Raw genomic sequence first — 23,418 nt, 5'->3', positions numbered from 1 at the left:
TGGCTCAGATATAGGCGGGCCGGGCGCGAAAGCGAAGCCTGAATGGGCGGGGCGACAAAATTCCTTGCGGTTAATCCCGCGCTCACGGGTTTGCGGCAGGCTGGCATGTGAGGCCATGCGCCATGGGGGCGCGGCAGGGCAAGGGGCACGCGCGGTCATGGAGATCATCCTGCATCTGGGGGCGCATCGGACCGCCACCACGAGTTTTCAGCACTATGCGCGCGCCAATGCGGGCGCACTCGCGGCGCAGGGTATCGGCGTCTGGGGACCTGATGTCACGCGCGCCGGCGTGCTTTCGGGCGTGATCCCGCAGGCGGGCGGGCACGCCACCATGGCCCAACTGACGCGGGCGCGCGGGCGCATCGCGCTGCGGCTCGAGGCGGTGCGCGCGGCGGGGATCACGCGCCTTGCGGTCAGCGACGAGAACATGATCGGCGCGCCGCGGCGCTGTCTGCGCGCGGCACGGCTCTACCCGGATGTGGGCGAGCGGGTGGCGCGCTTTGCCCATGCCTTCGACGGGCGGATCACGCGCGCGGTGCTCTCGATCCGCGAGCCGGATGCGTGGTGGTCCTCGGTTCTGGCATACGGTGTTGCGCGCGGGCATCGGTTGCCCCTGCCCGGCGATCTCGACCGGATGGTGACGGGCGGGCGTCCCTGGCGCGCGGTGATCACGGACATCGCCTGCGCGCTGCCGGGGGTCGATCTGGTGATCCTTCCGCATGAGCATTTCGCCTCCCGCCCCGAGACGCGCCTGGCCAGCATGACCGGGGTAAAGGTGCCGCGTCGCGGGGCGCGGATCTGGCTGGGGCGCGCGCCCGATCTTGCGGCGCTGCGCCGCGCGGTGGCGCTGCGCGGCGGCGATGCGGGCCTCTTGCCCGAGGGCGAGGGGCGCTGGCAGCCGTTTGACACTGCACAGCGCGCGGCGCTGCGCGACTCATATGCCGACGATCTGTTCTGGCTCGCCGCCGGGGCGGACGGATTGGCACGACTGGCCGAGGAAACCGGGCCGGATCAGGCGGGGACACATCCGCCGGCCGCCCAGATGAAAAGAGGACAAGACCATGACTTCGAAACACGACATCTGGCGTGATCTGGCCACCAAGGAGATGAAGGGCCGTTCGCCCGACGATCTCACCTGGCACACGCTCGAGGGCATCCCCGTGCGCCCGCTTTATACCGAAGAGGACGTGGCGGACCTGCCGCATATGGGCACACTGCCGGGGGCCGCGCCCTTTACCCGGGGGGTCAAGGCGACGATGTATGCGGGCCGCCCCTGGACGATCCGGCAATATGCGGGGTTTTCCACGGCCGAGGAATCGAACGCCTTTTACCGCCGCAATCTGGCCGCCGGGCAGCAGGGCGTTTCGGTCGCCTTCGATCTGGCCACCCATCGCGGCTATGACAGCGATCACCCGCGTGTCGAGGGCGATGTCGGCAAGGCGGGCGTGGCGATTGACAGCGTTGAAGACATGAAAATCCTCTTCGACGGCATCCCGCTCGACAAGGTGTCGGTTTCCATGACCATGAACGGTGCGGTGATCCCGGTTCTGGCCAGCTTCATCGTCGCGGGAGAGGAGCAGGGGCATGATCGCGCGCTGCTCTCGGGGACCATCCAGAACGATATTCTCAAGGAATTCATGGTCCGCAACACCTATATCTATCCGCCTGCGCCCTCGATGCGGATCGTGTCGGACATCATCGGCTACACGGCCCTGCACATGCCGAAATTCAACTCGATCTCGATTTCCGGCTATCACATGCAGGAGGCGGGCGCGAACCTTGTGCAGGAACTGGCCTATACGCTGGCCGACGGGCGCGAATATGTGCGCGCGGCCATCGCGGCGGGCATGGATGTGGACAGCTTCGCGCCGCGCCTGTCGTTCTTCTTCGCCATCGGGATGAATTTCTTCATGGAGGCGGCGAAGCTGCGCGCCGCGCGGCTCTTGTGGCACCGGATCATGACCGAGTTTGGCGCGAAGGATGAGAAATCCAAGATGCTGCGCACCCATTGCCAGACCAGCGGTGTCAGCCTTCAGGAACAGGACCCCTATAACAACGTGATCCGCACCGCCTATGAGGCGATGAGCGCGGTTCTGGGCGGCACGCAAAGCCTTCATACCAATGCGCTTGACGAGGCGATTGCCCTGCCGACCGAGTTCTCGGCCCGCATCGCGCGCAATACGCAGTTGATATTGCAGGAGGAAACCGGCGTGACGAAAGTGGTCGATCCGCTGGCAGGCTCTTACTACGTCGAAAAGCTCACCCATGACCTGGCCGAAAAGGCCTGGGAACTGATCTGCGAGGTCGAGGAGATGGGCGGCATGACCAAGGCGGTCGAGAGCGGAATGCCCAAGCTGCGCATCGAGGAGACGGCGGCGACGCGGCAGGCGATGATCGACCGGGGCGCAGAGGTGATCGTCGGCGTCAACAAGTATCGCAAGGATAAAGAGGACCCGATCGACATTCTTGATGTCGACAACGTCAAGGTGCGCGGGAGCCAGATCGCCCGGCTGGAGCGCATCCGCGCCAGCCGCGACGAGGCTGCCTGTCAGGCGACATTGGACGAATTGACGCGCCGCGCGCGCGAGGGCGGCAATCTTCTGGACGCGGCGGTCGAGGCCGCCCGCGCCCGCGCCACTGTGGGAGAGATCAGCATGGCATTGGAAAAGGAATTCGGACGCCACCGCGCCGAGGTGCGCACGCTCGCGGGCGTCTATGGCGCGGCCTACGAGGGCGATGCAGGCTTTGCCGCGATCCAGCAGGACGTCGAGACATTCGCCGAGGAAGAGGGGCGGCGGCCCCGGATGCTGGTCGTCAAGATGGGGCAGGACGGGCATGACCGGGGCGCCAAGGTCATCGCCACGGCCTTTGCCGATATCGGCTTTGACGTCGATGTGGGTCCGCTCTTCCAGACGCCCGAAGAGGCGGCGCAGGACGCCATCGACAACGATGTGCATGTGGTGGGCATCTCGTCGCAGGCGGCGGGGCACAAGACCCTGGCACCCAAGCTCATCGCGGCGCTGGCCGAGCGCGACGCGGGCGATATCCTCGTGATCTGTGGCGGGGTGATCCCGCAGCAGGATTACGATTTCCTGAAAAAGGCGGGGGTCAAGGCGATCTTCGGCCCCGGCACGAATATCCCGGAGGCGGCGCGCGATATCCTCGCGCTGATCCGGGCGACCCGCAAGTAGGCGGCAGGCGGCGGGGGCAGGCCCCCGCCAGGCCTAGGTCTTGAGCGGCGCGCCCCCGGCGAAGCTGTTGCCATTGACATAGTCGCAGGGGGCCTCCTGCATCTGCAAGTGCAGGCCGTCGCCGGTATAAGGGTGGGCGCGCGCCAGCGCCTCGTCCACCTCGATGCCGAGACCCGGGGCCTCGGGCGGGAGGATGAAGCCGTTTTCGACCCGGATACCGCCCTTGATGAGCGCGTCGTGAAAGGGCGTCTCGATGGTCTCGGCCATCAGGATGTTGGGGATCGACACCGCAAGGGCCACATTGGCGGCCCATTCGACCGGCCCGGCATAGAGATGGGGGGCCATTTGCGCGCCATGCGCCTCGGCGATGGCGGCGATTTTCTTCGTTTCCCATATCCCGCCTGAGCGGCCAAGTGCCGGTTGCAGGATCTCGGCGGCCCCGGCGCGCAGCACGGCGGCGAATTCGGCCTTGGTGGTCAGCCGCTCGCCGGTGGCAACGGGGATGCGCACGGCGCGGGCGACGCGGGCCATTTCCTCAATGGACTCAGGGGGCACAGGTTCCTCGAACCAGAGCGGCGAGAAGGGCTCCAGCGCCTGCCCGAGACGGATGGCCCCGGCGGGGGTGAACTGACCGTGGGTGCCGAACAAGAGGTCGGCGCGGGTGCCGACGGCGGCGCGGATGGCGCGGCAGAAGTCCACCGAAAGCGATATGTCCGACATCGCAGGCATATGCCCGCCGCGCAGCGTGTAGGGACCGGCGGGGTCGAATTTTATCGCGGTATATCCGCGGCTGACGCAGTCGATCGCGCTTTCGGCGGCCATGTCGGGAGAGGTCCAGAAGGCGGTAAGATCGTGATGGGGCAGGGGGTAGAGATAGGTATAGGCGCGGATGCGCTCGCTCATGCGACCCCCGAGAAGCGCCCAGACCGGCCGTCCGCGCGCCTTTCCCAGGATGTCCCAGCAGGCGATTTCCAGCCCGGAAAACGCCCCCATCACCGTCAGGTCGGGGCGCTGCGTAAACCCCGAGGAATAGGCGCGGCGGAACATGAGTTCGATGTTTTCAGGGTTTTCGCCCGCCATGTGGCGCGAAAATACATCCTCGATCACGGCGCGCATGGCGTCGGGACCCACCGAGGAGGCATAACATTCGCCCCAGCCGGTCAGGCCGGTATCGGTGGTGAGTTTCACCAGGATCCAGTAGCGCCCGCCCCAGCCCGGCGCGGGCGGGGCGGTCACGATGATGTCGAGATCGGCGAGTTTCATGAGGCCTCCGGTGTCTCTGGGCGCGGCGCCATGGTGCGCGCGCGGTCGTTCAGTCAAAGACGATGACGTTGCGCCGCGCGGCCCCGGATTTGGTGTCGGCGATGGCCTCGTTGATCTGTTCGAGCGACCAGCGGCCCGAGATCAGCTCGTCGAGCTTGAGCCGGCCCTGTTCGTAGAGATCGACCATCCACGGAATATCACGGCGGATCACCGTCTCGCCCATCTTGGAGCCGATCATCGCCTGACCGGCGGCGGCGAAATTCCCGGCCTCGTAGCGGCTTGTCGCGCCGGTATGAGGCATCCCGACCATGATCATCCTTCCGCCCCCGGCAAGGTAGCGCGGCGCCTCGTCATAGGCGCGCGCCGCGCCCACGGTGACAAAGACCGCGTCCGCGCCGCGCCCCATGGCGGCCTTGGCTGCACGCCAGGGCATCTCGCCGGTCGCAAGCACCCCGTCGGTGGCCCCGAATTCACGCGCGACGGCGAGTTTCTCGTCGCTCATGTCCACGGCGACGATGCGGCGCGCGCCCGCGATGCGCGCGCCCTGAATGGCGTTGAGGCCGACGCCGCCCGCGCCGATCACGACCACGTCCTCGCCTGCGCGCAGATGGGCGGCGTTGACCACGGCCCCCACGCCGGTGATCACTCCGCAGGCCAGAAGCGAGGCGGCGGCCATGTCGATCCCCGCGGGGAGTTTCACGACCTGGCTGTGATGGACGGTGACGGCTTCGGCGAAGGCCCCGCAGGCCATCGCCTGATGCAGCTTGCCGCCATCCGGCATGGTGAGGGGCCCGTGATCGCCGTCATAGGGCGTCTCGCAGCCGGTGGGCCGCCCGCCCGCGCAAGGGCTGCAGTGCCCGCAGGCGCGAATGAGCGTGACCACGACCGGATCGCCGACGGCCATACCGGTGACGCCGGCGCCAATCTCGCGCACGCGCCCCGCCGCCTCGTGACCATAGACGGCCGGGAGCGAGCCGCCCCAGCCGCCCTCGGCATAGGTGATGTCCGAATGGCAGATCGCCACCGCGTCGAGCGTGACCTCGACCTCGCCCGCCTCTGGCGCGCGCAGGGATACGTCCTCTATGGTGAGCGGAGCGCCGAAGCTGTGGCAGACGGCGGCCTTGATGGGTCTCATGAATTTCTCCGTGATTTTTTCACAGCAGAACGGGATTCGCCCGTGTCCGCAAGCCCGTTTGCGTCACGGCTGACGGATATGTCCCGTGGCGGCGATAAATTCCCCGAGGCAGGCGGCATAGGCAGGGGCCGCGTCGATGGGCGGCACATGGCCGGTGCCGCGCAGCAGGCGGAATTGCGAGCCGGGGACAAGATCGACGGTCTCGCGCACAAGGTCGGGCGGGGTGGAGCCGTCCTCGGCCCCGGCAATGCCGAGCGTGGGCAGGCGCAGCCCCGAGGTGGTTGTGTAGAAATCGGTGCCTGCGATGGCGGCAGCGCAACCGGCATAGCCCTCGGGGTCGTGTTTGCACAGATGCTCGAACCACGGCAGGTGGTGGCCGACGCTGACAAAGGCGCGCGGGAACCAGCGGTCGCAGGAGGCGCGGGCAAGCTCTGCCATGCCGCCGGGGCGGCGGGCGGTGGCGATGCGCTCGGCCCAGATTTCGGGTGTGGCGATCTTGGCCCCGGTATTCGACAGCACCAGCGCGCGGATGAGATCGGGGCGTTTCACCGCCAGCCCCTGCGCCACCATGCCGCCGATGGAGAGGCCCACGAACAGGGCATCGCGCACGCGCAGGTGATCGAGAAGCCGCTCGGCGTCGCGGACGAGCGCGCCCATCGTGTAGGGCGCAGGCGGCGTCGAGGAGGCCCCGTGCCCGCGCGCGTCATAGCGGATCACGCGCAGGCCCGATGGCAGCAGCGGCAGGATGTTGTCCCAGAGGAGCGTGCCGGTGCCGAGGGCATGGGCGAGCACGAGGGGCGGGCCGTCAGGCGTGCCCTCGTCGAGATAATGCAGCGTCACGTCGTCGAAGGCGGCAAGGGGCATGGGTCAGTCCAGTGTGGCGAGGGCATCCCGAAAGATGGTGGCATCGACATTGCCGCCCGAGATGGTGCAGATCACCGTATCCCCCTCGATCCGGTCGCCGTGAAAGAGGGCGGCGGCGAGCGCCACCGCGCCGCCCGGTTCGGCCACCAGCTTGAGCCGCTGGAAGGCGTGGGCCATGGCGCGCATCGCCTCGTCCTCGGTCACGACAAGGCCGGGGCCGCAGAGGCGGGCCATGATCGGGAAGGTGATCGCGCCGGGCTGCGGGGTGATGATCGCGTCGCAAAGGCTGCCCGAAAGCCGCGTGTTGCGCTCGATCCGCCCGCTGGCCAACGAGCGGGCGGTATCGTCGAAGCCCTCCGGTTCCACGGGGCGCGCGCGCAGGCCCGGTGCATCGGCCTCGAGCGCGAGGGCAATGCCCGAGGTGAGCCCGCCGCCGCCGCAGCAGACCAGCACATCGGCGGTCTCGATCCCGAGGGCGTGGGCATCCTCGGCGATTTCCAGCCCCACCGTGCCTTGTCCGGCGATGACCTGGCGATCGTCAAAGGGCTTGATGAGCGTGAGGCCCCGCTCGGACGAGAGCGCCGCGCCGATGGTGTCGCGGTCCTCATGCGCGCGGTCATACAGCACCACCTCGGCCCCCAGGGCGCGGGTGTTGTCGATCTTGAGGCGGGGCGCGTCGGCGGGCATGATGATGACGCAAGGCACACCGAATTGCTGCGCCGCGAGCGCCACGCCCTGCGCGTGATTGCCGCTGGAAAAGGCGATGACGCCGCGCGCGCGGGTGTCGGGGTCAAGCGCCGACACCGCAGAGCGCCCGCCGCGATACTTGAAGCTGCCGGTATGTTGCAGGCATTCGGGTTTGACGAAGACGCGCCGCCCGGCGATCTCGTCGAGGAAGGGCGACGACAAGAGCGGCGTGCGGCGCGCGTGGCCCTGAAGGCGGGCGGCGGCGGCGCGTATGAGGATGATGTCGGTCATGTGCTGCTCTCCAGAAGGGCGTGGATCGCGGCAAGCGCCTGAGGCTCGTCGAGAAAGGGGACATGGCCCCGGTCGGGCACGGCGGCTATGATGAGGCCGGGGTGGCGGGCCTGCATCTTCGCCAGCGTATCGAGCGAGAGCAGGTCGGAATTGGCGCCGCGAATGGCGGCGAGCGGCAGGTTGCGCAGCGCGTCGAACATCTGCCACAGGTCCGGGGCCTCACCCGCGCCTGCCTGACCGATGAGCGCGTCGCGCAGTCGGGGATCGTAGCGCAGCGCCAGCCCGCCGCCGGGGGTTTCGGCAAACATCGCCTCGGCCTGCGCGCGCCAGCGGGAAAGCGGCACGCCGGGAAAGCCGGTGGCGTGGACATGGGCCAGCGCGGCGGCGCAGGTGTCGAGATCGGGCAGGTCGGGCGCGCGGCCCACGTAATCCATGATCCGCTCCAGCCCCTCGGCGGCCACTTCGGGGCCGATGTCGTTGAGCACGACGCCCGAGAGCCGATCAGGCGTCAGATAGGCCAGCGCCATCGCGATCAGCCCGCCGCGCGAGGTGCCGATGAGGGTGACGCGGCTCAAACCCAGATGGTCGAGCAATTCCACCGCGTCGCGGGCCTCGGTCAGGATGTTGTAGGTCATGAAATCGGGCGCGTGGTCCGACTGCCCGCGCCCGCGATAATCGAGCCGGATCACGCGGTGTTCGCCGAGATGCGGCAGCAGGAACTGGAAATCGGCGCTGTTGCGGGTGAGGCCCGCAAGGCAGAGGACGGGCGCGCCGGTGCCCTCATCCTCGAAATGCAGCGAGAGGCCATCGGAGGTGGTAAAGCGTGCCATCATGCGTCCGCCAGCGCCGGGATGCCGCTGAGGTCCGCAAGCTGCCGGTCGGGGGTGGCGGGCAGGCGGTCCACCGGGTCGCCCGCGCGGTTGACCCAGGCGGTCTGAAACCCGTAACCGGCGGCGGCGCAGGCGTCCCAGCCGTTTGACGAGACGAAAAGCACCTCGTCGGGCGCGCAGCCGAAACGCTGGCCGACAAGGTCATAGACCACGCGGGCGGGCTTGTAGATGCCGATGCTCTCGACCGAGAGCACATCGTCCAGAAGGTCGCCGATCCCCGCCGAGCGCACCGCTCCGTCAAGCATGTCGGGGGCACCGTTCGAGAGGATCGCGGTCTGTTTGCCCGCACCCTTGAGCGCGGCGAGCATGGCGGGCACCTCGGGGAAGGCCGCAAGCTCCCAGTAGAGTTGCAAAAGCCGCGCGCGCAACTCGGTATCGTCCTGCAACCCTTCCGATTCGAGCGCCCAGTCAAGCCCGTCCTGCGTCACCTGCCAAAAGCCGATATGCGCGCCCATCACCGCGCGCAGCCAGGTGTATTGAAGCTGCTTGAGGCGCCATTTCTCGGCGATGGCAGGCCAGTGGCGGGCGAAGCCCTCACGCCCCGGCTCGGTCGCGGCATTGCGCGCGGCGGCGGCCACGTCGAAGAGCGTGCCGTAGGCGTCGAAGATGCAGGTGGTGATCGGCATGGCGTATCCCCTTGTCGCGTTTCGCGCGGAGACTGGCACGGATGCGGGGGAGGGGGAAGGGGGTGGACGCCGTGGCGCGCCCAAAGACAGTGTCGCGGCGATTGACCTGCTTGTGTCGGGCTTTTGACAGCGGCGGCGAGGGGTTTGCGAATCCGTCTCGGCTCGGGTAGGCTGGGATATCACACAAGCACCCGTGCAGCGACGCGCGGCCTTGCAAACCCACCCCCCTCAAAGCATTGGATAGCACATGACGCAGGTCAAAGCGGGCGATACCGTCCGTATTCACTACACCGGCACGCTCTCGGACGGGGAGACCTTCGATTCCTCCCAAGGGCGTGATCCGCTGGAATTCACTGTCGGCTCGGGGCAGATCATCCCCGGCCTCGACGCCGCCATTCCGGGCATGAGCGTGGGCGAGAAAAAGATCGTGGAGGTGCCCGCCGAAGATGCCTATGGTCAGGCCGATCCGAGCGCGCGTCAGGCGGTGCCGCGCGCCGATATTCCCGCCGAGATCCCGCTTGATCTGGGCACGCAGTTGCAGGTGCAGACGCCGCAGGGGCAGGTGATGCCGGTGACGGTGGTCGAGGTGACCGACGAACAGGTGGTGCTTGATGCCAATCACCCGCTGGCGGGGCGCGACCTGACCTTCGCCATCGAACTGGTCGAAATCGGCTGAGCGCCGCGCCCCGCCCGAGGGGGGGTCGCCCTCTCACGGGCGGGGTGCGCGCCTGTCATTTCATCAGGTTCTTGACATCCACGAGACCGAGGCCGGGACTGTAGACATAGCGCAGTTGCGCCGTCTTGGTCCCCGAGGCTTCCCTTTGGGTCCAGATATATTCCATCGAACCGGGGTGCCCCTTGTGGGTAAAGGAGGACCGGGTCACCTGGATCGAGACCGTGTAGCGCCGTGCCTTGCCGCGGGAATGCTCGGTCATGTGGTAGCTTTTCGTCATGCCGCTGCGCCACGGGCCGACGGGCATGAAGGCGTCATCGGTGAAATATCTGTCGGGCTTGCCGGGGCGTTTGTCCAAAACGCGCGCAAGTGCCGTGCCGTCGGCGCGCAGGGTGTAATAGCTGGTCTTGGTGCCTGTGCGCTCCCATTTCGTGCGGACATAGATGGTCAGGCGCTTGCCGGTGATCGGGTGCGTCCATTGACGCGGCCCGCGGATGCGGCGGGGGCCGACAGCGCGGTTGACGGCTTGTCCGAAGCGCGCGCCCGGCACCCCGGCCCAGAGGCCGAATTCGAGATTGGCCGCGCTGCTTGGCGAGAGCGACACCGGCATGTCGGGGACGCAGCCGGCAAGGGCCGTGACCGCGCCTGCGGCGGCGGTGGTCAGGACGAAACGCCGTGTGAGATGCGGGGGTGAGAAACGCTGGGTTGTCATGATCGGGTCCTTTTCGCTGCGCGGGAGTGTCGTGGCGTGATCGCTGGCCTGACAACGCACCGGCCCCGGCGAAAATTCCCCGGGTTCAAGGATTTCAAGACAAAGCTATGATAAGTAACGACAATATTTTTCGGGATAGGACCCACGCGCCGCGCTGTCAGGCCGGGGCGATCGGCGGAGCCGCTCTCTCAGCGCTTGCGGCGCAGGCGGATGACAACGTCGACGCTGGCGATTTCGGCGCCTTCGGGGGCGCGGGGCAGGCGGGCGATCTCCAGATCCTCCGCGGGCGCGTCGGTCAGCCGGTTCTCGTCTTCCCAGTAGAAATGCGGGTGGTCGTGGGTGTTGGTGTCGAAATGGCTCTTGGTGCCGTCGACCGTGATCTCCTGCAAGAGACCCGCGTGGCAGAACGCCTTGAGCGTGTTGTAGACCGTGGCGAGCGACACGCTTTCGCCGGACGCGCGGGCGCGGGCGAAAAGGCTCTCTGCGGTGACATGGCGGTGTTGTCCGTCGCCCACCAGAAGCCGCGCCAGCGCCACGCGCTGCCGGGTGGGCCGCAGCCCGACCGAGCCGAGCCAGTCCGAGGCGATCTCAGATGCGATCTTGGTGGAACGCGATGCGCTGTGCACGGTCATGACAGATCCTTCCGTCTCATTGACTGCATATTAAGGCGGCAGGGCACCGGATTTCAAACAAAAACCTCTGTCGCGAAAGATGCGCGCAGATGCGGCGCAGGGTTGCAACGGGGAATTGCCCGGTGTTACAGGGTTTGAAATATTAGCCCTCTGACCTTGACCATGAAAGGGTCGCCCGAATGGCCGAATATCCGAGCAGTTTCGACCGCGATGCCCTGTTGAAATGCGCGCGCGGAGAGCTTTTCGGGCCGGGCAACGCGCAACTGCCCGAACCGCCGATGCTGATGATGGACCGGATCACCGAAATTTCCGGCGATGGTGGCGCGCATGGCAAGGGGCACGTGGTGGCCGAGTTCGACATCCGCCCTGACCTTTGGTTCTTTGGGTGTCATTTTCCCGGCAATCCGATCATGCCGGGCTGTCTGGGCCTTGATGGGCTGTGGCAGCTCACCGGCTTCAACCTTGGCTGGCGCGGCTGGCAGGGGCGGGGCTATGCGCTGGGCGTGGGCGAGGTCAAGCTGACCGGCATGGTGCGCCCGGACCGCACGATGCTGACATATCACGTGGATTTCACAAAGGCGGTGCAGACAAGGCGTCTGACCATGGGCGTGGCCGATGGCCGCGTCGAAGCCGATGGCGAAGTGATCTATCAGGTCAAGGACATGAAGGTGGCGCTCAGCGAGAACTGAGCCACCATGGCAATGAAGGAGGGGGCGATGCGTCGAGTCGTGGTGACCGGGCTGGGGATCGTGTCCAGCATCGGCAATAATGCCGCTGAGGTTCTGGCCTCGCTCAAGGCGGGCAAATCCGGGATCCGGTTCAACGAGGACATGGCCGAGCACGGGTTTCGCAGCCGTGTTTCGGGGATGATCGACCTCGATATCGCCGAGCATGTGGACAAGCGCGCGCTGCGCTTCATGGGCGGGGGGGCTGCCTATGCCCATATCGCCATGGGTCAGGCCATCGCCGATGCGGGCCTTGAGGAGAGCGACGTGGTCAACCCGCGCACGGGCGTGGTGGCCGGCTCGGGCGGGCCGTCGACCAGCGCGATGCTGGCGGCGCATCAGACGGCCTTGCAGACCGGATCGACCAAGCGGATCGGGCCCTTTGCCGTGCCCAAGACGATGTGTTCCACGATCTCGGCCAATCTGGCCACCGCCTACAAGATCAAGGGACTGAACTATTCGATCACCTCGGCCTGCACCACCTCGCTGCATTGCATCGGCCACGCCGCCGAGCAGATCATGTTCGGCAAGCAGGACGTGATGTTCGCGGGCGGCGGCGAGGAACTGGACTGGTCGCTGTCGTGCCTCTTTGACGCCATGGGCGCGATGTCGTCGAAATACAACGACACGCCCGAGACCGCGAGCCGCGCGTTTGACGCGGGGCGCGACGGGTTCGTGATCTCGGCCGGTGGCGGGATCGTCGTGCTGGAAGAGCTGGAGCGCGCGAAGGCGCGGGGCGCGAAGATCTATGCCGAGGTGACGGGTTACGGTGCCACCTCGGACGGGGCGGACATGGTGGCACCTTCGGGCGAGGGCGGCGAGCGGGCGATGCGCCTTGCACTCGAGACCCTGCCGGAGGGGCGAAAGGTCAGCTATATCAATGCGCATGGCACCTCGACGCCCGTCGGCGACGTGGGCGAGGTGGAGGCGGTGCGGCGCATCTTCGGGCGTGGCACCACCCCGCCGATCAGTTCCACCAAGTCTATGGCGGGTCATAGTCAGGGGGCCACCGGCGCGCAGGAGGTGATTTATTGCCTTCTGATGTTGCAGGACGATTTCATCGCGCCCTCCATCAATGTCGGAACGCTCGATCCGGCGCTCGATCCGGCCGAGATTGCCACTGCCCGTGTGGATAATGCGGGGCTTGATGTGGTGATGACCAACAGTTTCGGGTTCGGCGGCACCAACGGCTCGATGCTGCTGAGCAAATATCGGGGATGAAACGCAAATGACACTCTCGATGCAGGGCAAGCGCGGGCTGATCATGGGCGTGGCCAATGACCGCTCGATCGCATGGGGCATTGCCCGCGCGATGCGCGCGGCGGGGGCCGATCTGGCCTTCACCTATCAGGGCGAGGCCTTTGGCAAGCGCGTGGCACCGCTGGCCGAGAGCCTCGGTTCGGATCTTCTGATCGATGCGGATGTGACCGACGATGCCTCGCTCGACGCAGGATTTGCCGCGCTGGCGCAGCGCTGGCCGACGATCGATTTCGTCGTCCATGCCATCGCCTATTCGGACAAGTCCGAACTGACGGGTCGGTTCCTCAACACCAGCCGCGCAAATTTCAAACATTCGCTGGATATATCGGCCTATTCCCTGATCGAGGTGGCGCGCCGCGCCTATCCGATGATGAAGGCGGAGGGCGGCACGCTTCTGACGCTGACCTATCAGGGATCGAACAAGGTGGTGCCGAATTACAACGTGATGGGCGTGGCCAAGGCGGCGCTCGAATCGGTGACCCGCTATCTGGCCAATGACCTTGGTCCCGACGGGATCCGCGTCAACGCGATCAGCCCCGGCCCGATGAAGACGCTGGCGGGCGCGGCCATCGGCGGCGCGCGCAAGACCTTTCGCCACACCGAGTTGAACGCGCCGCTGCGCGCCAACGCGACGCTCGAGGCCATCGGCGGCACCGCCGTCTGGCTGGCCTCGGATGCCGGGGCCCGCACCAGCGGCGAGGTGATCCATGTTGATGGCGGGTATCACATCCTCGGGATGCCGCAGGCCGAAAACCTCTGACGCCGCAACGCGGCCCGGATTGCGCCGCATTTCCGCCATGTGCGGGCAATAGCCTGCCGCAATGTCCATGATCCACGCCCCCCGCACTCCGCGAGAGGAGATTTATGCCGCCCGCGCGCGCAAGGCGCGGGGCTGGGCGTGGAGTGTGCGCCTGATGCTGGTGGCCTGTGTCGGCGTGGCAATCTGGCAAGAGCCGCAAATCTGGCCCGAGGCCCACGCCACCATGCAGCGCGGCGCAGAGACCGTGGCCGGGATGATCGACGAAAATGACAAGCTGCGCGGTGTGATTGCCCGATGGACCGGCGAGCACACGGGCGGCAGCAGGGAAGGCTATGCCGACAAACTTGCGGGTGTGCTGTCGCGCTGAGGACATGCCGCGCTACTCATCCTCGCAACACCCCGGTTGATGTCCCTACCGCTCGACCCTTGCCACGATTCTCAGCCCTATCATCGGTCCAACCAGATCGGCAAAGCCCGACGCACCGAAATCGTGGCGGTCGATCGCGCCGGTCAGCAGCACCGTCAGGCTGTCGAGCGTGGCCGGATCGGTGTCCGGCGTGCGGTAGAGCGCGGCGGTGAGGGTGACGGGGCGGGTGACGCCACGGGCGCTCAGCAGCCCCTCGATCCGGGCGGCGCGGGGCGTGCCGGTTATCGCGGTGGAGCGGAAGGTGATCGCGGGGTGGTTCGCGGTATCGAGCACCTGCGGCCCCTGCATCGCCTGCGTGGCGAGGAAGAATCCTGCCCGTGCGCCGCGCGCGTCGAGCGTCACCGTGACCGTGCTTGCGGTGATGTCGCGCAGATCGAGGCGGATATCGGCGGCAGCCACGGGCATGGTGCCGCGATTGTCCGCGCTGGCGAGATCATAGGTGAAACCGACGGAAGAGGCCGCGACATCAAGCCGCCAGGCCTCGGGCGCGGCGGTGGCGGGCGGGGCCAGAAGGCACAGGGCGAGGGCAAGGCAGCGCATCATATGTCAGGATACGCGCCGCGCGGGCAAACGGATGTCACGTTTGCTTGAGCGCCCAGTCGCCGGGCCGGCCCGAGAGGTGCCAGTCGGCGGGGGGCGCGCTGCGGTCGCGGCGGCGCGCGAGATGCCAGCGGTCGGCCTGCGGCGTGTGGTCGGGGGCCATGTGCCAGCGGCTCTCGACCCCCGGCGCGCCGCCCTCACCGGGGGTGAGCAACAGGCCGAGGGGGGGATGAGGCGCGCGCGCCGCACCTTCCCCGGCGGCCAGATGCAGGCGACGCACCGGGGTGAGGCCGGGCGGCGCGGGCAGGTCGGCCACGACAAGCGGCACCGCGCCGCTGCGCAGCGCCTCCTCCATGCACCAAAGCAGGTCCGTGGCCCGATCCGGGGCGGCGAAGAGAAAGCGCTCTGGTCCCGCGAAGGGGCGGATGCCGTCAGGATGGGGCCGGTCGCAAAGCCAGCGCGGCGCAATCCAGAGCACCGGTCCGGCAAGCGCGCCCGCAATGAGCATCGCGAACGTATGGCGCGCGGGGCCGCACCCCTCATGCACCCGCCCGAGCGTGAGCGGCACTGCGCCGACAAGCGGCAGCGTGGCGCGTGGCGCGCGGGCGAGAAGCGGGGCGTTCATGGCGGCAAGCATAGAGTGTTCACTAAATGTTCTCAAGTGGCGCAAGATTGCCCTGCCGATGATTTCCACACACTTTCCCCCGTGCAATCCGGCGCGGGGGTGCTTATCTGAGCGGCATGAGACATATGCGATACCTGATGGTTCCCGTCCTGTGGGCGGCGATGGCCCTCCCGGCGGCGGCGGAAAAGCTCTCGCTCGGGGAAATCTCGACCTATCTCAACGGTCTGCGCACCGCTCAGGGGCAGTTCACGCAGGTGAACGAGGATGGGTCGGTCAGCACCGGTCGCATCCTGCTCAAGCGTCCCGGTCGGGTGCGGTTCGAGTATGACCCGCCCGAGTCGGCGCTGGTGGTGGCCGATGGCGACACGGTCGGAATCGTCGATCCGCGCTCGAACGAGCGGCAGGGCTATCCGCTGCACCGCACGCCGCTCAAGATCATCCTGGAGCGCAACGTCAATCTGGGGCGTGCGAAGATGGTGACCGGCCATGTCAGCGACGGCACCACCACGACAGTGCGCGCGCAGGACCCCGACAACCCGGATTACGGCAGCATCGACCTCGTGTTCACCGCCGATCCGGTCGAATTGCGGCAATGGATCATCAACGACGCCAATGGCGGGCGCACCACGGTGATTCTTGGCGATCTGGCCAAGAATGTGAGCCTTGCAGACGAGAACTTTGTCATCCCCGGCAAGGACCGGATGCGGATCGACCGCTGATCACACGAGGCCGCGCCCCGCGCGGCAGGTGCCAAGCTGCGCGCGGTAGCGTTGCGCGCGCGCGTCCACCTCGGCCGAGACCCGCACAAGCCAGGGCTTGGCATTGTAGCTGCCGCGCGCAAAGCCGCTGCGCCCCTCGTGATAGGCCAGATACTGGCTGCGCGCATCGTCGGGGGAAATTCCCAACCGTTCGGTGGATTGGGCCATGTACCAGCCGATGAAATCCGCCGCGTCGTGGATATCCGTGCGCTGCGCGCCGAAACGCCCGCTGGCGGCAAGGTATTCCTCCCATGTGCCGTCAAGCGCCTGACTGTAGCCATAGGCCGAACTGATCCGCCCCGTGGGGATCACACCGAGCGACCAGCGATAGGGCGTGCGCGCATCCGAGATGAACTTGCTCTCCTGATAGATCGTCGCCATCTGGACATGCGCGGGCACGCCCCAGCGGCGCTCGGAGGCGCGGAAGGCGCGGGCATATTCGGGCCGCTCGTCCAGAATCGCACAGGCATTGTCAAGATCGCGCGGCGAGGTGCCATAGCCCGAGCCGCCGCCACAGGAGGACAACACGAAAAGCACCAGAACGGTGCGAAAAATCCTGCTCATCTGCCTCTCGCTTTCGCGTTTGTTTTGGTAAAGTCTAACGGATTTGTCGCTTGGGGGAAATCACGAATCCGTCCCGGCGGCTATTTCGGGGCTGTCACGCCCGCGTTCACAGACTGTTTCCGGCGGTGTTGCGAGCGGCATTGGACAAACCCGGCTTGCAGCGGTAAATATCTGTGCTAGGGCAATGCAAATGATCAAGACACACGCAAAATACGGTCTGGGCCAGGTGGTGCGCCATCGGAAACACCCTTTTCGGGGGGTGATCTTCGATGTCGATCCGCAGTTTTCCAACACCGAGGAATGGTATGCCGCCATCCCCGAGGAGAGCCGCCCCGAGCGTGAACAGCCGTTCTATCACCTTCTGGCCGAGAACGAGCAGAGCTATTACGTGGCCTATGTCAGCGAACAGAACCTTGTCGCCGACTATTCAGGAGAGCCGGTTGATCACCCCGATATCCCCGATCTCTTCGGTCCGTTCGAGGACGGGCATTACCCGCTGCATTTCCAGTTGAACTGAGGCGGGGTTTCCCCCGCCCCTCTGGTCAGTAGCCGAGCGCGCAGCCGTCCTTGCGCGCGTCGCTGCCACCCTCGAGCAACCCGTTTTGGTGGATGCGGATCGCCTGTGCGCCGCCAAGCGGTTCGGGCGGGACGATCACCTCATGGCCGAGATCAGCGAGGGCCTGTGCCACCTCGGGGGCAAAGCCGCGCTCGAGCTTGAGCCCCGCCGGATCGGCGAAGGCGCGCGGCGCGTCGATGGCCGTCTGCACATCCATGCCGAAATCGACGATGTTCGAGACAAGCCGCGCGTGCCCCGTGGACTGGTAGGAGCCGCCCATGACACCGAAGGGCAGGATCACGCGGCCATTTTCCGCCAGCATGCCGGGAATGATCGTGTGCATGGGCCGTTTGCCGCCTGCCAGCTCGTTGGGGTGGCCTGCCTCCAGCGTGAAGCCCGCGCCGCGGTTTTGCAGCAGGATGCCGAATTTTTCCGACGCGATGCCCGAGCCGAAGCCGTGGAAGATCGAATAGATGAACGACACCGCCATGCGGTCGCGGTCCACCACGGTGATATAGATCGTGTCGCGATGCACCGCCTCGGTGAGCGGTTGCGCCGCCGCCATGGCGCGTTTCGGGTCGATGAGGGCGGCAAGGCGCGCCGCCGTCTCGGGCGAGAGCATGTGATCCAGCCGCGTCATGTGGTCCGGGTCGGCGATGAAGCGGTTGCGCGCGTCATAGGCAAGCTTGGTGGCCTCGGCCTCGATATGGAGACGTTCAGCCCCGAGCGGATCCATGGCGGCCAGATCGAAATGCCCCAGGATGTTCAGCAGCAGAATCGCCGTCGCCCCCTGGCCGTTGGGCGGATGCTCGACCAGCGTCGCGGTCTTGTAATCGCCGCTCACCGGGTCGGTGTAATCGCTCTCGGCGGCGGCGAAATCGGCGGCCTCATGCACGCCGCCAAGTGCGCCCAGCGCGGCAAGCATGTCCTCGGCCACCTCGCCCTCGTAAAAGGCGGCGCGCCCGTCTTTGGCAATGCGGCGCAGCACCTCGGCCTGACCGGGGGCGCGGAAAATCTCGCCCGTGGCGATCGGTTTGCCACCCCGGCTGAAATGGCTGAGCCCGTGGCCTTGCAGCGCCTCTCCCGCGCGCGGCCAGTCGAAGGCCACCCGCGGCGCGACCGGCACCCCCTCTTCGGCATAGCGGATCGCAGGGGCCAGCAGCGCGTCGAGGCCAAGCCGCCCGTGATCGGCGGCAAGCCTGCAAAAGGCGTCTATCGCGCACGGAACGGTGACGGCGTGGGCGCTGTGGAGCGGCACGGTCGCGTGCCCCGCCGCGCGCAGCGCTTCGGCGGAGGCGGCGGCGGGCGCGCGGCCCGAGCCGTTGAGCGCGCGGATCGTGTCAGAACCGGGCGTGGTGAAAAGCGCAAAGCAATCGCCGCCGATGCCCGTCATCTGTGGCTCGCAGAGGCCCAGCAGCACGGCCCCCGCGATCGCCGCATCCATGGCATTGCCGCCCCGTTCGAGAATGTCGATGGCGGTCTTCGCGGCGAGCGGGTGCGAGGTGGCGCACATCCCGTTCGTCGCATAGGTGCCCGATCGCCCCGGCCTGTGAAAATCGCGCATGGTCTCGTCTCCCGTAATCCCGTTTCGGAGCGCACGTTAGGACGGCGCTCGGGGAATGCCAATGCGGTGTGGAGAGGTTTTCGGACCGGGGGAAGGACCTCGACGCCGCGCACTGGGTGGGGGCAATGACGCGCGACGCCGAGGGAAGCCATATGCAGCTACAGGCACGCTTATGGCGGTGCTCTGCGGCGGCTCTGCGGTGCCAATATGGTCTTTTCTGGACGGGCACACGCGAGGGTTGAAAGATGCGTCTCAGGGGTTGCGTTCCGCCTTGTTTTCGGGGGCAAACCGGAGCGACAGGTGATTTTCCCCGCCCTCGCGCGCGTAGTGCAGCCCGCACGTCAGCGTGCGAATCAGGAACCAGCCGAATCCCCCCTCGGGCAGGGTATCGCGGTCCCCGGCGAGGGGCGGCGGATCGCCCCGGGGCGGTGTCAGTCCGGGCAGGGGCGCGCCGCGATCGCGCAGGTCCACCCCGACACCGTCCGGTGCGAGCGTCATGTCGAGTGCGATCTCGTCCTTTGGGTCCAGACTGGCGTGCTCGACCACGTTGTTGAGCGCCTCGGCCAGGACAATCTCGATCTTGCCACATGCGGCATCGTCGAGACCCCGTCCAGAGAGCCAGCCGCGTATCTCGGCCAGCAGGGCGCGCACGGCCATGCCGTCAGCCGCGATCCGCCGGTGAAACGCCTCCGCCATCTGTCTCCCCTCTTGCGTGGATGCGCCGCGCTCAGCCCGTGGCGCGGCGCAGCGGGGCCTCGGCATCCTCGTGGATGACAAAGACCGTGTCCATGCGCGTGAGCCGGAACACCTTGGCCACATCGGGCGTGAGCCCCGCCAGATCGAGCCTGCGCCCGGCCCCCATCTGTTTCATCGCCGCGACAATCGCGCCAAGCCCGCTCGAATCGACAAAGCGCACCTGCCCGAGGTCGAGCACGACATGATCGGGCCCGTCGGTGGTGGCCGCGCGCATCGCCTCCTTGAACCTGAGTGCGCCGACGGCGTCGATGCGCGGCTCCGGCACCGTGATGATGCGCACCTTTTCGTGACTGGTTACCTCGAGTTTCATCCTGCCTCCGCTACGTAGTAATACAAGGAAGGCTAGACCCGATTCCTTTCCATCCGGTAAGCACGGGCCAGGTTTTCACAAGGAGGGGCAAGAATGCGGGAAGTGGTGATCGCGGGGGCGGCGCGCACGCCCATGGGCGGCTTTCAGGGCGATTTCGACGGGGTGCCGGCGGCGGAACTGGGCGGTGCGGCGATCCGGGCGGCGCTGAGGGATGCGCGCGCCGCTACGGTGGATGAGGTCCTGATGGGCTGCGTGCTGCCTGCGGGGCAGGGACAGGCCCCGGCGCGGCAGGCCGGATTTCTGGCCGGATTGGGCGAGGAGGTGCCCGCCACCACGCTCAACAAGATGTGCGGCTCAGGCATGAAGGCGGCGATGATGGCCTTTGATCAGATCGCGCTGGGCCAGGCAGACACGATGATCGCGGGCGGCATGGAATCGATGTCGAACGCGCCATACCTCTTGCCCAAGATGCGCGGCGGGGCGCGGCTGGGCCATGCCGCAGTGATCGACCACATGTTTCTCGACGGGCTGGAGGATGCCTATGACAAGGGCCGCCTGATGGGCACCTTCGCCGAGGATTGCGCCGAGAAATACCAGTTCACGCGTGAGGCGCAGGACGCCTATGCGCTCGGCTCGCTGGAAGGGGCTCTTGCAGCGGAGAGATCGGGCGCGTTCGAGGGAGAGATCGCGCCGGTGACGATTCGCACGCGCAAGGGCGAGGTGACGATCAGCACCGATGAGCAGCCCGCCAAGGCGCGCCCCGAGAAGATCCCGCAGCTCAGACCGGCGTTCCGCGAGGGCGGCACGGTCACGGCGGCCAATTCCAGCTCGATCAGCGACGGCGCGGCGGCGCTGGTCATCGCCGCGCGCGAGACGGCAGAGGCGCGCGGCCTCACTATCCGCGCGCGCATCCTCGGCCATGCCAGCCACGGACAGGCGCCGGGCTGGTTCACCACCGCGCCGGTTCCGGCGGCGCAAAAACTGCTCAAGCGCCTCGGCTGGGGCGTGGGCGATGTCGATCTCTGGGAGGTGAACGAGGCCTTTGCCGTGGTGCCCATGGCCTTCATGCACGAAATGGGGCTGCCGCGCGAGAAGGTGAACGTCAATGGCGGGGCCTGCGCGCTTGGCCATCCCATCGGGGCCTCGGGGGCGCGGATCATGGTGACGCTGCTCAACGCGCTGGAAAAGCGGGTGCTGAAACGCGGCGTTGCCGCCATCTGCATCGGTGGCGGCGAGGGCACGGCGATTGCCATCGAACGGGTCTGAGTTTCTTCTGGCCTGAAATATCCCGGGGGTGTGGGGGCTGGCCCCCACTTGACCCTGCGTGTGGGGGCTGGCCTCCACGCCCACTTCGAGAGGAGCGCGCCGATGCGTATCGACTACCCCGCCACCACCCGCGCGATCCTGTCGCTGACCGAGGGCGAGAGCGACGAGGTCGCGCTCATGGCCACGGTGGTGTGCGAGTTGCACCATGCCGATGACCGGTTCGACTGGACCGGGTTCTACCGGGTGACCGGGCCGGAAATGCTCAAGATCGGGCCGTATCAGGGCGGGCATGGTTGCCTTGTGATCCCGTTCTCGCGGGGCGTCTGCGGGGCGGCGGCGCGCACGGGCGAGGTGCAACTCGTCGATGACGTGGAGGCGTTCGCGGGCCATATCGCCTGTGCTGCGTCCACGCGCTCGGAAATCGTGTTGCCGGTGTGGAATGCGGCGGGGGCGCTGATCGGTGTGCTCGATATCGACAGCGACCAGCCTGCGGCCTTCGACGGGCGGGACGTGGCCGGGCTGTCAGAGATCCTGCGATCGGTGTTCGGGATGCGTCAGGGCAGTGATCCACGCGCGGCCGATGTCCCGGCTGCGGGACGCGGGGGGATGGGCGAGGATACCGGATAGGACCGGCGGCGCGTCACGTCGCGCCTTGGTCCGCGTGACCGGGATCAGGCGCGTGCAGGTGCTGTCGATCCCTGTGCCGGATCATCGGTATCCGTCGCGCCCGTGAAAGGGGCGCAGAGGGCCGAGTTGCCGTCCGGTGTTCTGACCCCATATCACAAACGTGTAGGATGCCCTACCGCAGGGCGGATAGTTGCGGTAACTTCAGACGGCACTGGCCGGTGGACCCTGACGTGCGCTGAATGGTCTCGGCGCGTGGTGTCGGTCGGATAAGGAAACCAACCATGTCGTGTCACCGCCTTGCCCTTGCCAGACCTCACCGGGTCTTTCTGGTGGGTCATGGCCGTGCTCGCCACTCTGTCCAAAGCCCGTCGGCCTGAATGATCAGGGGGTCGATTTATGCTGCGGTCGTGGCCATTGTGCTGTCGTTGCTTCTGCACGGCCTGGGGCTGCGCGTCACCTCCAGCGAGGATCAGGCGGCCCCGGAAGACGGTGCCGGTTCGGAACTGGCCGATGTCGGCAGCGCCTTCGAGGATCTGGCCGAACCCACGGCTGCGTCTCCCGCGCCGGAGCCTGCCCCGGTGCCCGACCCACCCGAGGTGACGCCACCCGAACCGGTGACCGAGGACCCCCCCACGACCCAGGCGCTGGTGGCCTCCGACAATCCCCAGGATGTCCTCGCGCCCGATACCGGGTCGGTCGATGTGGTGGAACCGGACGCTGCCGATCCGTCCGGGAGCGATGAGCCCGTGTCAGAGACCGCACCCGACACCGCAGAGCCAGCGGGCGGCGAGGATGACACCGTCGCGGATGCGCCGGTCCTCACGCCGCCCGAGGCCGAGACGCAGGCAGATGCACCCGAAGGGACAGAGGTGGAAACTCCCGATCCGGCGGAGCCGATGGACAGCGACGCAGCCCCCCTGTCAACCGCCGAAACCGTGCAGCCCGTCGCGCCCGCGCCCGCCCCGTCCGCAAGCCCCGCGCTCATCCCGGAACCCGAGGTGCTACGGCCCGATCAGTCGGAGATTGCGGTCGCCCCCGCGCCCGAGACCCCCGAGACCCTGACCGCCGAGGACAGCGAGGAAGAAACGGGCCCGGTTGTCACAACGTCCTTGCGCCCGCCAAAGGAGCGGCCGTCCATGGCGACCGCAGGTGTGAGGGATGGCGCGCAAAGCGGGCGCCTGAACCGGACGATCGAATCCCCGCTGACCAGCTACAGGCGCACCGGCATTGATCCGTTTGCCGCCGGTCGCGGGGCCGCGCGGTCCGGGGCGACCGGCTTCAGCGGGTCGCGCAACCCCGGCAATGCAATCTCGGGCAATTACGCCGGTCAGATTCTGGTTCAGCTCAACCGCTTTCCGGCCGTCGATCCCTCGGCGCGCGGGTCGGCGCAGGTGTCATTCGGGATCAATCCCGACGGCTCTGTGGCCTGGGTCAATATCCTGAGCAGTTCCGGCCCTCCGAACATCAGGCGTGCCGCTGCCGCTCAGGTCAGGCGCGCCGCCCCGTTCCCGCCAACGCCGGATGGCACCAGCCAGACAATGGTTTTCTCGTATCAAAGAAGGTGATCTCATGGACGGATTCACAAGTCCCGGACGCTCCGGGCACCAAACCGGCGCCGCGCGCAAGGGGCGATTCCGGTCGCGGCGGGTGGCCCGCAGACCCGAGCTTGACATGCCAACCGCCGCGCCTCTCAACTGGTCGGGGCGGTGCGATCAC

26 protein-coding genes are annotated in these 23,418 nt (G+C 67.2%); 12 read left to right on the top strand and 14 right to left on the bottom strand.

Features of this window, described 5'->3' with window-relative positions; all coding sequences use genetic code 11:
- The first annotated feature begins 157 nt into the window (after positions 1 to 157).
- A complete protein-coding gene (locus ABIE57_RS14115) occupies positions 158 to 1,090 on the top strand; it encodes a hypothetical protein (RefSeq protein ID WP_354539667.1) in 933 nt (310 codons plus the stop codon).
- Entirely contained in the window at positions 1,062 to 3,191 is a 2,130-nt protein-coding gene (scpA, locus tag ABIE57_RS14110; protein ID WP_354539666.1) for a methylmalonyl-CoA mutase, read from the top strand. Before ABIE57_RS14115 ends, scpA begins: the two co-directional genes overlap by 29 nt.
- Positions 3,192 to 3,224: 33 nt before the next feature.
- On the opposite strand, the gene ABIE57_RS14105 is transcribed toward scpA, so the two are convergent.
- From ABIE57_RS14105 to ABIE57_RS14080, 6 genes are all read right to left on the bottom strand, one after another.
- Positions 3,225 to 4,454: a mandelate racemase/muconate lactonizing enzyme family protein gene (locus ABIE57_RS14105; RefSeq protein ID WP_354539665.1), complete on the bottom strand. Its 1,230-nt coding sequence runs from the start codon at positions 4,452 to 4,454 to the stop codon at positions 3,225 to 3,227.
- 49 nt (positions 4,455 to 4,503) lie between these two features.
- Entirely contained in the window at positions 4,504 to 5,589 is a 1,086-nt protein-coding gene (locus ABIE57_RS14100; protein WP_354539664.1) for a zinc-binding dehydrogenase, read from the bottom strand.
- 63 nt (positions 5,590 to 5,652) lie between these two features.
- The gene (gene pcaD, locus ABIE57_RS14095; RefSeq protein ID WP_354539663.1) at positions 5,653 to 6,453 is read right to left on the bottom strand and encodes a 3-oxoadipate enol-lactonase; all 801 of its coding nucleotides are present in this window, start codon (positions 6,451 to 6,453) and stop codon (positions 5,653 to 5,655) included.
- Between the two features lie 3 nt (positions 6,454 to 6,456).
- On the bottom strand, positions 6,457 to 7,431 hold the full coding sequence (locus tag ABIE57_RS14090; protein ID WP_354539662.1) for a threonine ammonia-lyase: 975 nt from the start codon (positions 7,429 to 7,431) through the stop codon (positions 6,457 to 6,459).
- On the bottom strand, positions 7,428 to 8,261 hold the full coding sequence (locus ABIE57_RS14085; RefSeq protein ID WP_354539683.1) for an alpha/beta fold hydrolase: 834 nt from the start codon (positions 8,259 to 8,261) through the stop codon (positions 7,428 to 7,430). The genes ABIE57_RS14090 and ABIE57_RS14085 overlap by 4 nt, the downstream gene beginning before the upstream one ends.
- The gene (locus ABIE57_RS14080) at positions 8,261 to 8,947 is read right to left on the bottom strand and encodes a haloacid dehalogenase type II (RefSeq protein WP_354539661.1); all 687 of its coding nucleotides are present in this window, start codon (positions 8,945 to 8,947) and stop codon (positions 8,261 to 8,263) included. Before ABIE57_RS14080 ends, ABIE57_RS14085 begins: the two co-directional genes overlap by 1 nt.
- A 247-nt stretch (positions 8,948 to 9,194) precedes the next feature.
- Between ABIE57_RS14080 and ABIE57_RS14075 the strand changes: the two genes are divergently transcribed.
- Positions 9,195 to 9,623, top strand: a complete 429-nt coding sequence (locus ABIE57_RS14075; protein ID WP_354539660.1) for an FKBP-type peptidyl-prolyl cis-trans isomerase — start codon at positions 9,195 to 9,197, stop codon at positions 9,621 to 9,623.
- 55 nt (positions 9,624 to 9,678) lie between these two features.
- Here ABIE57_RS14075 and ABIE57_RS14070 read toward each other — a convergent pair whose 3' ends face one another.
- Complete coding sequence (locus tag ABIE57_RS14070) at positions 9,679 to 10,332, bottom strand: hypothetical protein (protein WP_354539659.1); 654 nt, start codon at positions 10,330 to 10,332, stop codon at positions 9,679 to 9,681.
- A 188-nt stretch (positions 10,333 to 10,520) separates the two neighbouring features.
- Positions 10,521 to 10,964 carry an iron response transcriptional regulator IrrA gene (irrA, locus tag ABIE57_RS14065; RefSeq protein WP_354539658.1) on the bottom strand — a complete coding sequence of 148 codons (444 nt, stop codon included), beginning with the start codon at positions 10,962 to 10,964 and terminating at the stop codon, positions 10,521 to 10,523.
- Positions 10,965 to 11,143: 179 nt separating this feature from the next.
- Here irrA and fabA point away from each other — a divergent pair, with 179 nt between their 5' ends.
- The 4 genes from fabA to ABIE57_RS14045 all read left to right on the top strand — a co-directional run bounded on the left by fabA (position 11,144) and on the right by ABIE57_RS14045 (position 14,076).
- A complete protein-coding gene (gene fabA, locus ABIE57_RS14060) occupies positions 11,144 to 11,653 on the top strand; it encodes a bifunctional 3-hydroxydecanoyl-ACP dehydratase/trans-2-decenoyl-ACP isomerase (RefSeq protein WP_354539657.1) in 510 nt (169 codons plus the stop codon).
- A 27-nt stretch (positions 11,654 to 11,680) separates the two neighbouring features.
- A complete protein-coding gene (gene fabB / locus ABIE57_RS14055) occupies positions 11,681 to 12,910 on the top strand; it encodes a beta-ketoacyl-ACP synthase I (protein ID WP_354539656.1) in 1,230 nt (409 codons plus the stop codon).
- 7 nt (positions 12,911 to 12,917) lie between these two features.
- Positions 12,918 to 13,709, top strand: a complete 792-nt coding sequence (locus ABIE57_RS14050; RefSeq protein WP_354539655.1) for an enoyl-ACP reductase FabI — start codon at positions 12,918 to 12,920, stop codon at positions 13,707 to 13,709.
- A 67-nt stretch (positions 13,710 to 13,776) separates the two neighbouring features.
- Positions 13,777 to 14,076 carry a hypothetical protein gene (locus tag ABIE57_RS14045; RefSeq protein ID WP_354539654.1) on the top strand — a complete coding sequence of 100 codons (300 nt, stop codon included), beginning with the start codon at positions 13,777 to 13,779 and terminating at the stop codon, positions 14,074 to 14,076.
- A 45-nt stretch (positions 14,077 to 14,121) separates the two neighbouring features.
- On the opposite strand, the gene ABIE57_RS14040 is transcribed toward ABIE57_RS14045, so the two are convergent.
- Positions 14,122 to 14,676, bottom strand: coding sequence for a YceI family protein (locus ABIE57_RS14040; protein ID WP_354539653.1), 555 nt, complete (start codon positions 14,674 to 14,676; stop codon positions 14,122 to 14,124).
- 37 nt (positions 14,677 to 14,713) lie between these two features.
- A complete protein-coding gene (locus tag ABIE57_RS14035; protein ID WP_354539652.1) occupies positions 14,714 to 15,301 on the bottom strand; it encodes an ImuA family protein in 588 nt (195 codons plus the stop codon).
- 116 nt (positions 15,302 to 15,417) lie between these two features.
- Between ABIE57_RS14035 and ABIE57_RS14030 the strand changes: the two genes are divergently transcribed.
- Positions 15,418 to 16,020 carry a LolA family protein gene (locus ABIE57_RS14030; RefSeq protein WP_354539651.1) on the top strand — a complete coding sequence of 201 codons (603 nt, stop codon included), beginning with the start codon at positions 15,418 to 15,420 and terminating at the stop codon, positions 16,018 to 16,020.
- Here the strand turns inward: ABIE57_RS14030 and ABIE57_RS14025 are convergent, their stop codons facing one another.
- A complete protein-coding gene (locus ABIE57_RS14025; protein ID WP_354539650.1) occupies positions 16,021 to 16,623 on the bottom strand; it encodes a transglycosylase SLT domain-containing protein in 603 nt (200 codons plus the stop codon).
- Positions 16,624 to 16,813: 190 nt separating this feature from the next.
- On the opposite strand from ABIE57_RS14025, the gene hspQ reads away from it, so the two are divergent.
- Positions 16,814 to 17,140, top strand: coding sequence for a heat shock protein HspQ (gene hspQ / locus ABIE57_RS14020; RefSeq protein WP_354539649.1), 327 nt, complete (start codon positions 16,814 to 16,816; stop codon positions 17,138 to 17,140).
- A 25-nt stretch (positions 17,141 to 17,165) separates the two neighbouring features.
- Here the strand turns inward: hspQ and ABIE57_RS14015 are convergent, their stop codons facing one another.
- The 3 genes from ABIE57_RS14015 to ABIE57_RS14005 form a co-directional block, all read right to left on the bottom strand.
- Entirely contained in the window at positions 17,166 to 18,743 is a 1,578-nt protein-coding gene (locus tag ABIE57_RS14015) for a gamma-glutamyltransferase family protein (protein ID WP_354539648.1), read from the bottom strand.
- Between the two features lie 252 nt (positions 18,744 to 18,995).
- On the bottom strand, positions 18,996 to 19,439 hold the full coding sequence (locus ABIE57_RS14010; RefSeq protein ID WP_354539647.1) for an ATP-binding protein: 444 nt from the start codon (positions 19,437 to 19,439) through the stop codon (positions 18,996 to 18,998).
- Positions 19,440 to 19,470: 31 nt separating this feature from the next.
- Entirely contained in the window at positions 19,471 to 19,809 is a 339-nt protein-coding gene (locus tag ABIE57_RS14005) for an STAS domain-containing protein (protein ID WP_354539646.1), read from the bottom strand.
- A gap of 93 nt (positions 19,810 to 19,902) precedes the next feature.
- On the opposite strand from ABIE57_RS14005, the gene ABIE57_RS14000 reads away from it, so the two are divergent.
- The 3 genes from ABIE57_RS14000 to ABIE57_RS13990 all read left to right on the top strand — a co-directional run bounded on the left by ABIE57_RS14000 (position 19,903) and on the right by ABIE57_RS13990 (position 23,267).
- Complete coding sequence (locus tag ABIE57_RS14000) at positions 19,903 to 21,075, top strand: thiolase family protein (RefSeq protein WP_354539645.1); 1,173 nt, start codon at positions 19,903 to 19,905, stop codon at positions 21,073 to 21,075.
- Between the two features lie 102 nt (positions 21,076 to 21,177).
- Complete coding sequence (gene msrC / locus ABIE57_RS13995; RefSeq protein WP_354539644.1) at positions 21,178 to 21,702, top strand: free L-methionine (R)-S-oxide reductase MsrC; 525 nt, start codon at positions 21,178 to 21,180, stop codon at positions 21,700 to 21,702.
- Positions 21,703 to 22,079: 377 nt separating this feature from the next.
- Complete coding sequence (locus ABIE57_RS13990) at positions 22,080 to 23,267, top strand: TonB family protein (protein ID WP_354539643.1); 1,188 nt, start codon at positions 22,080 to 22,082, stop codon at positions 23,265 to 23,267.
- The last annotated feature ends 151 nt before the right edge of the window (positions 23,268 to 23,418 follow it).

Origin of the sequence: Roseovarius sp. MBR-6 (assembly GCF_040547525.1) — a bacterium.
Classification (GTDB): domain Bacteria; phylum Pseudomonadota; class Alphaproteobacteria; order Rhodobacterales; family Rhodobacteraceae; genus Roseovarius.
Note: the sequence above shows the minus strand (reverse complement) of the source record. Positions and strands in the feature narration are given on the sequence as shown.

Bases quoted from the DNA above. Each gene is read 5' to 3' on its own strand.
- ABIE57_RS14005 (WP_354539646.1), bottom strand. From the start codon at position 19,809: ATGAAACTCGAGGTAACCAGTCACGAAAAGGTGCGCATCATCACGGTG.
- ABIE57_RS14000 (WP_354539645.1), top strand. From the start codon at position 19,903: ATGCGGGAAGTGGTGATCGCGGGGGCGGCGCGCACGCCCATGGGCGGC.
- ABIE57_RS14105 (WP_354539665.1), bottom strand. From the start codon at position 4,454: ATGAAACTCGCCGATCTCGACATCATCGTGACCGCCCCGCCCGCGCCG.
- pcaD (WP_354539663.1), bottom strand. From the start codon at position 6,453: ATGCCCCTTGCCGCCTTCGACGACGTGACGCTGCATTATCTCGACGAG.
- scpA (WP_354539666.1), top strand. From the start codon at position 1,062: ATGACTTCGAAACACGACATCTGGCGTGATCTGGCCACCAAGGAGATG.
- msrC (WP_354539644.1), top strand. From the start codon at position 21,178: ATGCGTATCGACTACCCCGCCACCACCCGCGCGATCCTGTCGCTGACC.
- fabA (WP_354539657.1), top strand. From the start codon at position 11,144: ATGGCCGAATATCCGAGCAGTTTCGACCGCGATGCCCTGTTGAAATGC.
- ABIE57_RS14045 (WP_354539654.1), top strand. From the start codon at position 13,777: ATGATCCACGCCCCCCGCACTCCGCGAGAGGAGATTTATGCCGCCCGC.
- hspQ (WP_354539649.1), top strand. From the start codon at position 16,814: ATGATCAAGACACACGCAAAATACGGTCTGGGCCAGGTGGTGCGCCAT.
- ABIE57_RS14115 (WP_354539667.1), top strand. From the start codon at position 158: ATGGAGATCATCCTGCATCTGGGGGCGCATCGGACCGCCACCACGAGT.
- ABIE57_RS14085 (WP_354539683.1), bottom strand. From the start codon at position 8,261: ATGGCACGCTTTACCACCTCCGATGGCCTCTCGCTGCATTTCGAGGAT.
- ABIE57_RS14035 (WP_354539652.1), bottom strand. From the start codon at position 15,301: ATGAACGCCCCGCTTCTCGCCCGCGCGCCACGCGCCACGCTGCCGCTT.
- ABIE57_RS14010 (WP_354539647.1), bottom strand. From the start codon at position 19,439: ATGGCGGAGGCGTTTCACCGGCGGATCGCGGCTGACGGCATGGCCGTG.
- ABIE57_RS14050 (WP_354539655.1), top strand. From the start codon at position 12,918: ATGACACTCTCGATGCAGGGCAAGCGCGGGCTGATCATGGGCGTGGCC.
- ABIE57_RS14100 (WP_354539664.1), bottom strand. From the start codon at position 5,589: ATGAGACCCATCAAGGCCGCCGTCTGCCACAGCTTCGGCGCTCCGCTC.
- ABIE57_RS14025 (WP_354539650.1), bottom strand. From the start codon at position 16,623: ATGAGCAGGATTTTTCGCACCGTTCTGGTGCTTTTCGTGTTGTCCTCC.
- irrA (WP_354539658.1), bottom strand. From the start codon at position 10,964: ATGACCGTGCACAGCGCATCGCGTTCCACCAAGATCGCATCTGAGATC.
- ABIE57_RS14080 (WP_354539661.1), bottom strand. From the start codon at position 8,947: ATGCCGATCACCACCTGCATCTTCGACGCCTACGGCACGCTCTTCGAC.
- ABIE57_RS14015 (WP_354539648.1), bottom strand. From the start codon at position 18,743: ATGCGCGATTTTCACAGGCCGGGGCGATCGGGCACCTATGCGACGAAC.
- ABIE57_RS14075 (WP_354539660.1), top strand. From the start codon at position 9,195: ATGACGCAGGTCAAAGCGGGCGATACCGTCCGTATTCACTACACCGGC.
- fabB (WP_354539656.1), top strand. From the start codon at position 11,681: ATGCGTCGAGTCGTGGTGACCGGGCTGGGGATCGTGTCCAGCATCGGC.
- ABIE57_RS13990 (WP_354539643.1), top strand. From the start codon at position 22,080: ATGATCAGGGGGTCGATTTATGCTGCGGTCGTGGCCATTGTGCTGTCG.
- ABIE57_RS14030 (WP_354539651.1), top strand. From the start codon at position 15,418: ATGAGACATATGCGATACCTGATGGTTCCCGTCCTGTGGGCGGCGATG.
- ABIE57_RS14090 (WP_354539662.1), bottom strand. From the start codon at position 7,431: ATGACCGACATCATCCTCATACGCGCCGCCGCCGCCCGCCTTCAGGGC.
- ABIE57_RS14040 (WP_354539653.1), bottom strand. From the start codon at position 14,676: ATGCGCTGCCTTGCCCTCGCCCTGTGCCTTCTGGCCCCGCCCGCCACC.
- ABIE57_RS14070 (WP_354539659.1), bottom strand. From the start codon at position 10,332: ATGACAACCCAGCGTTTCTCACCCCCGCATCTCACACGGCGTTTCGTC.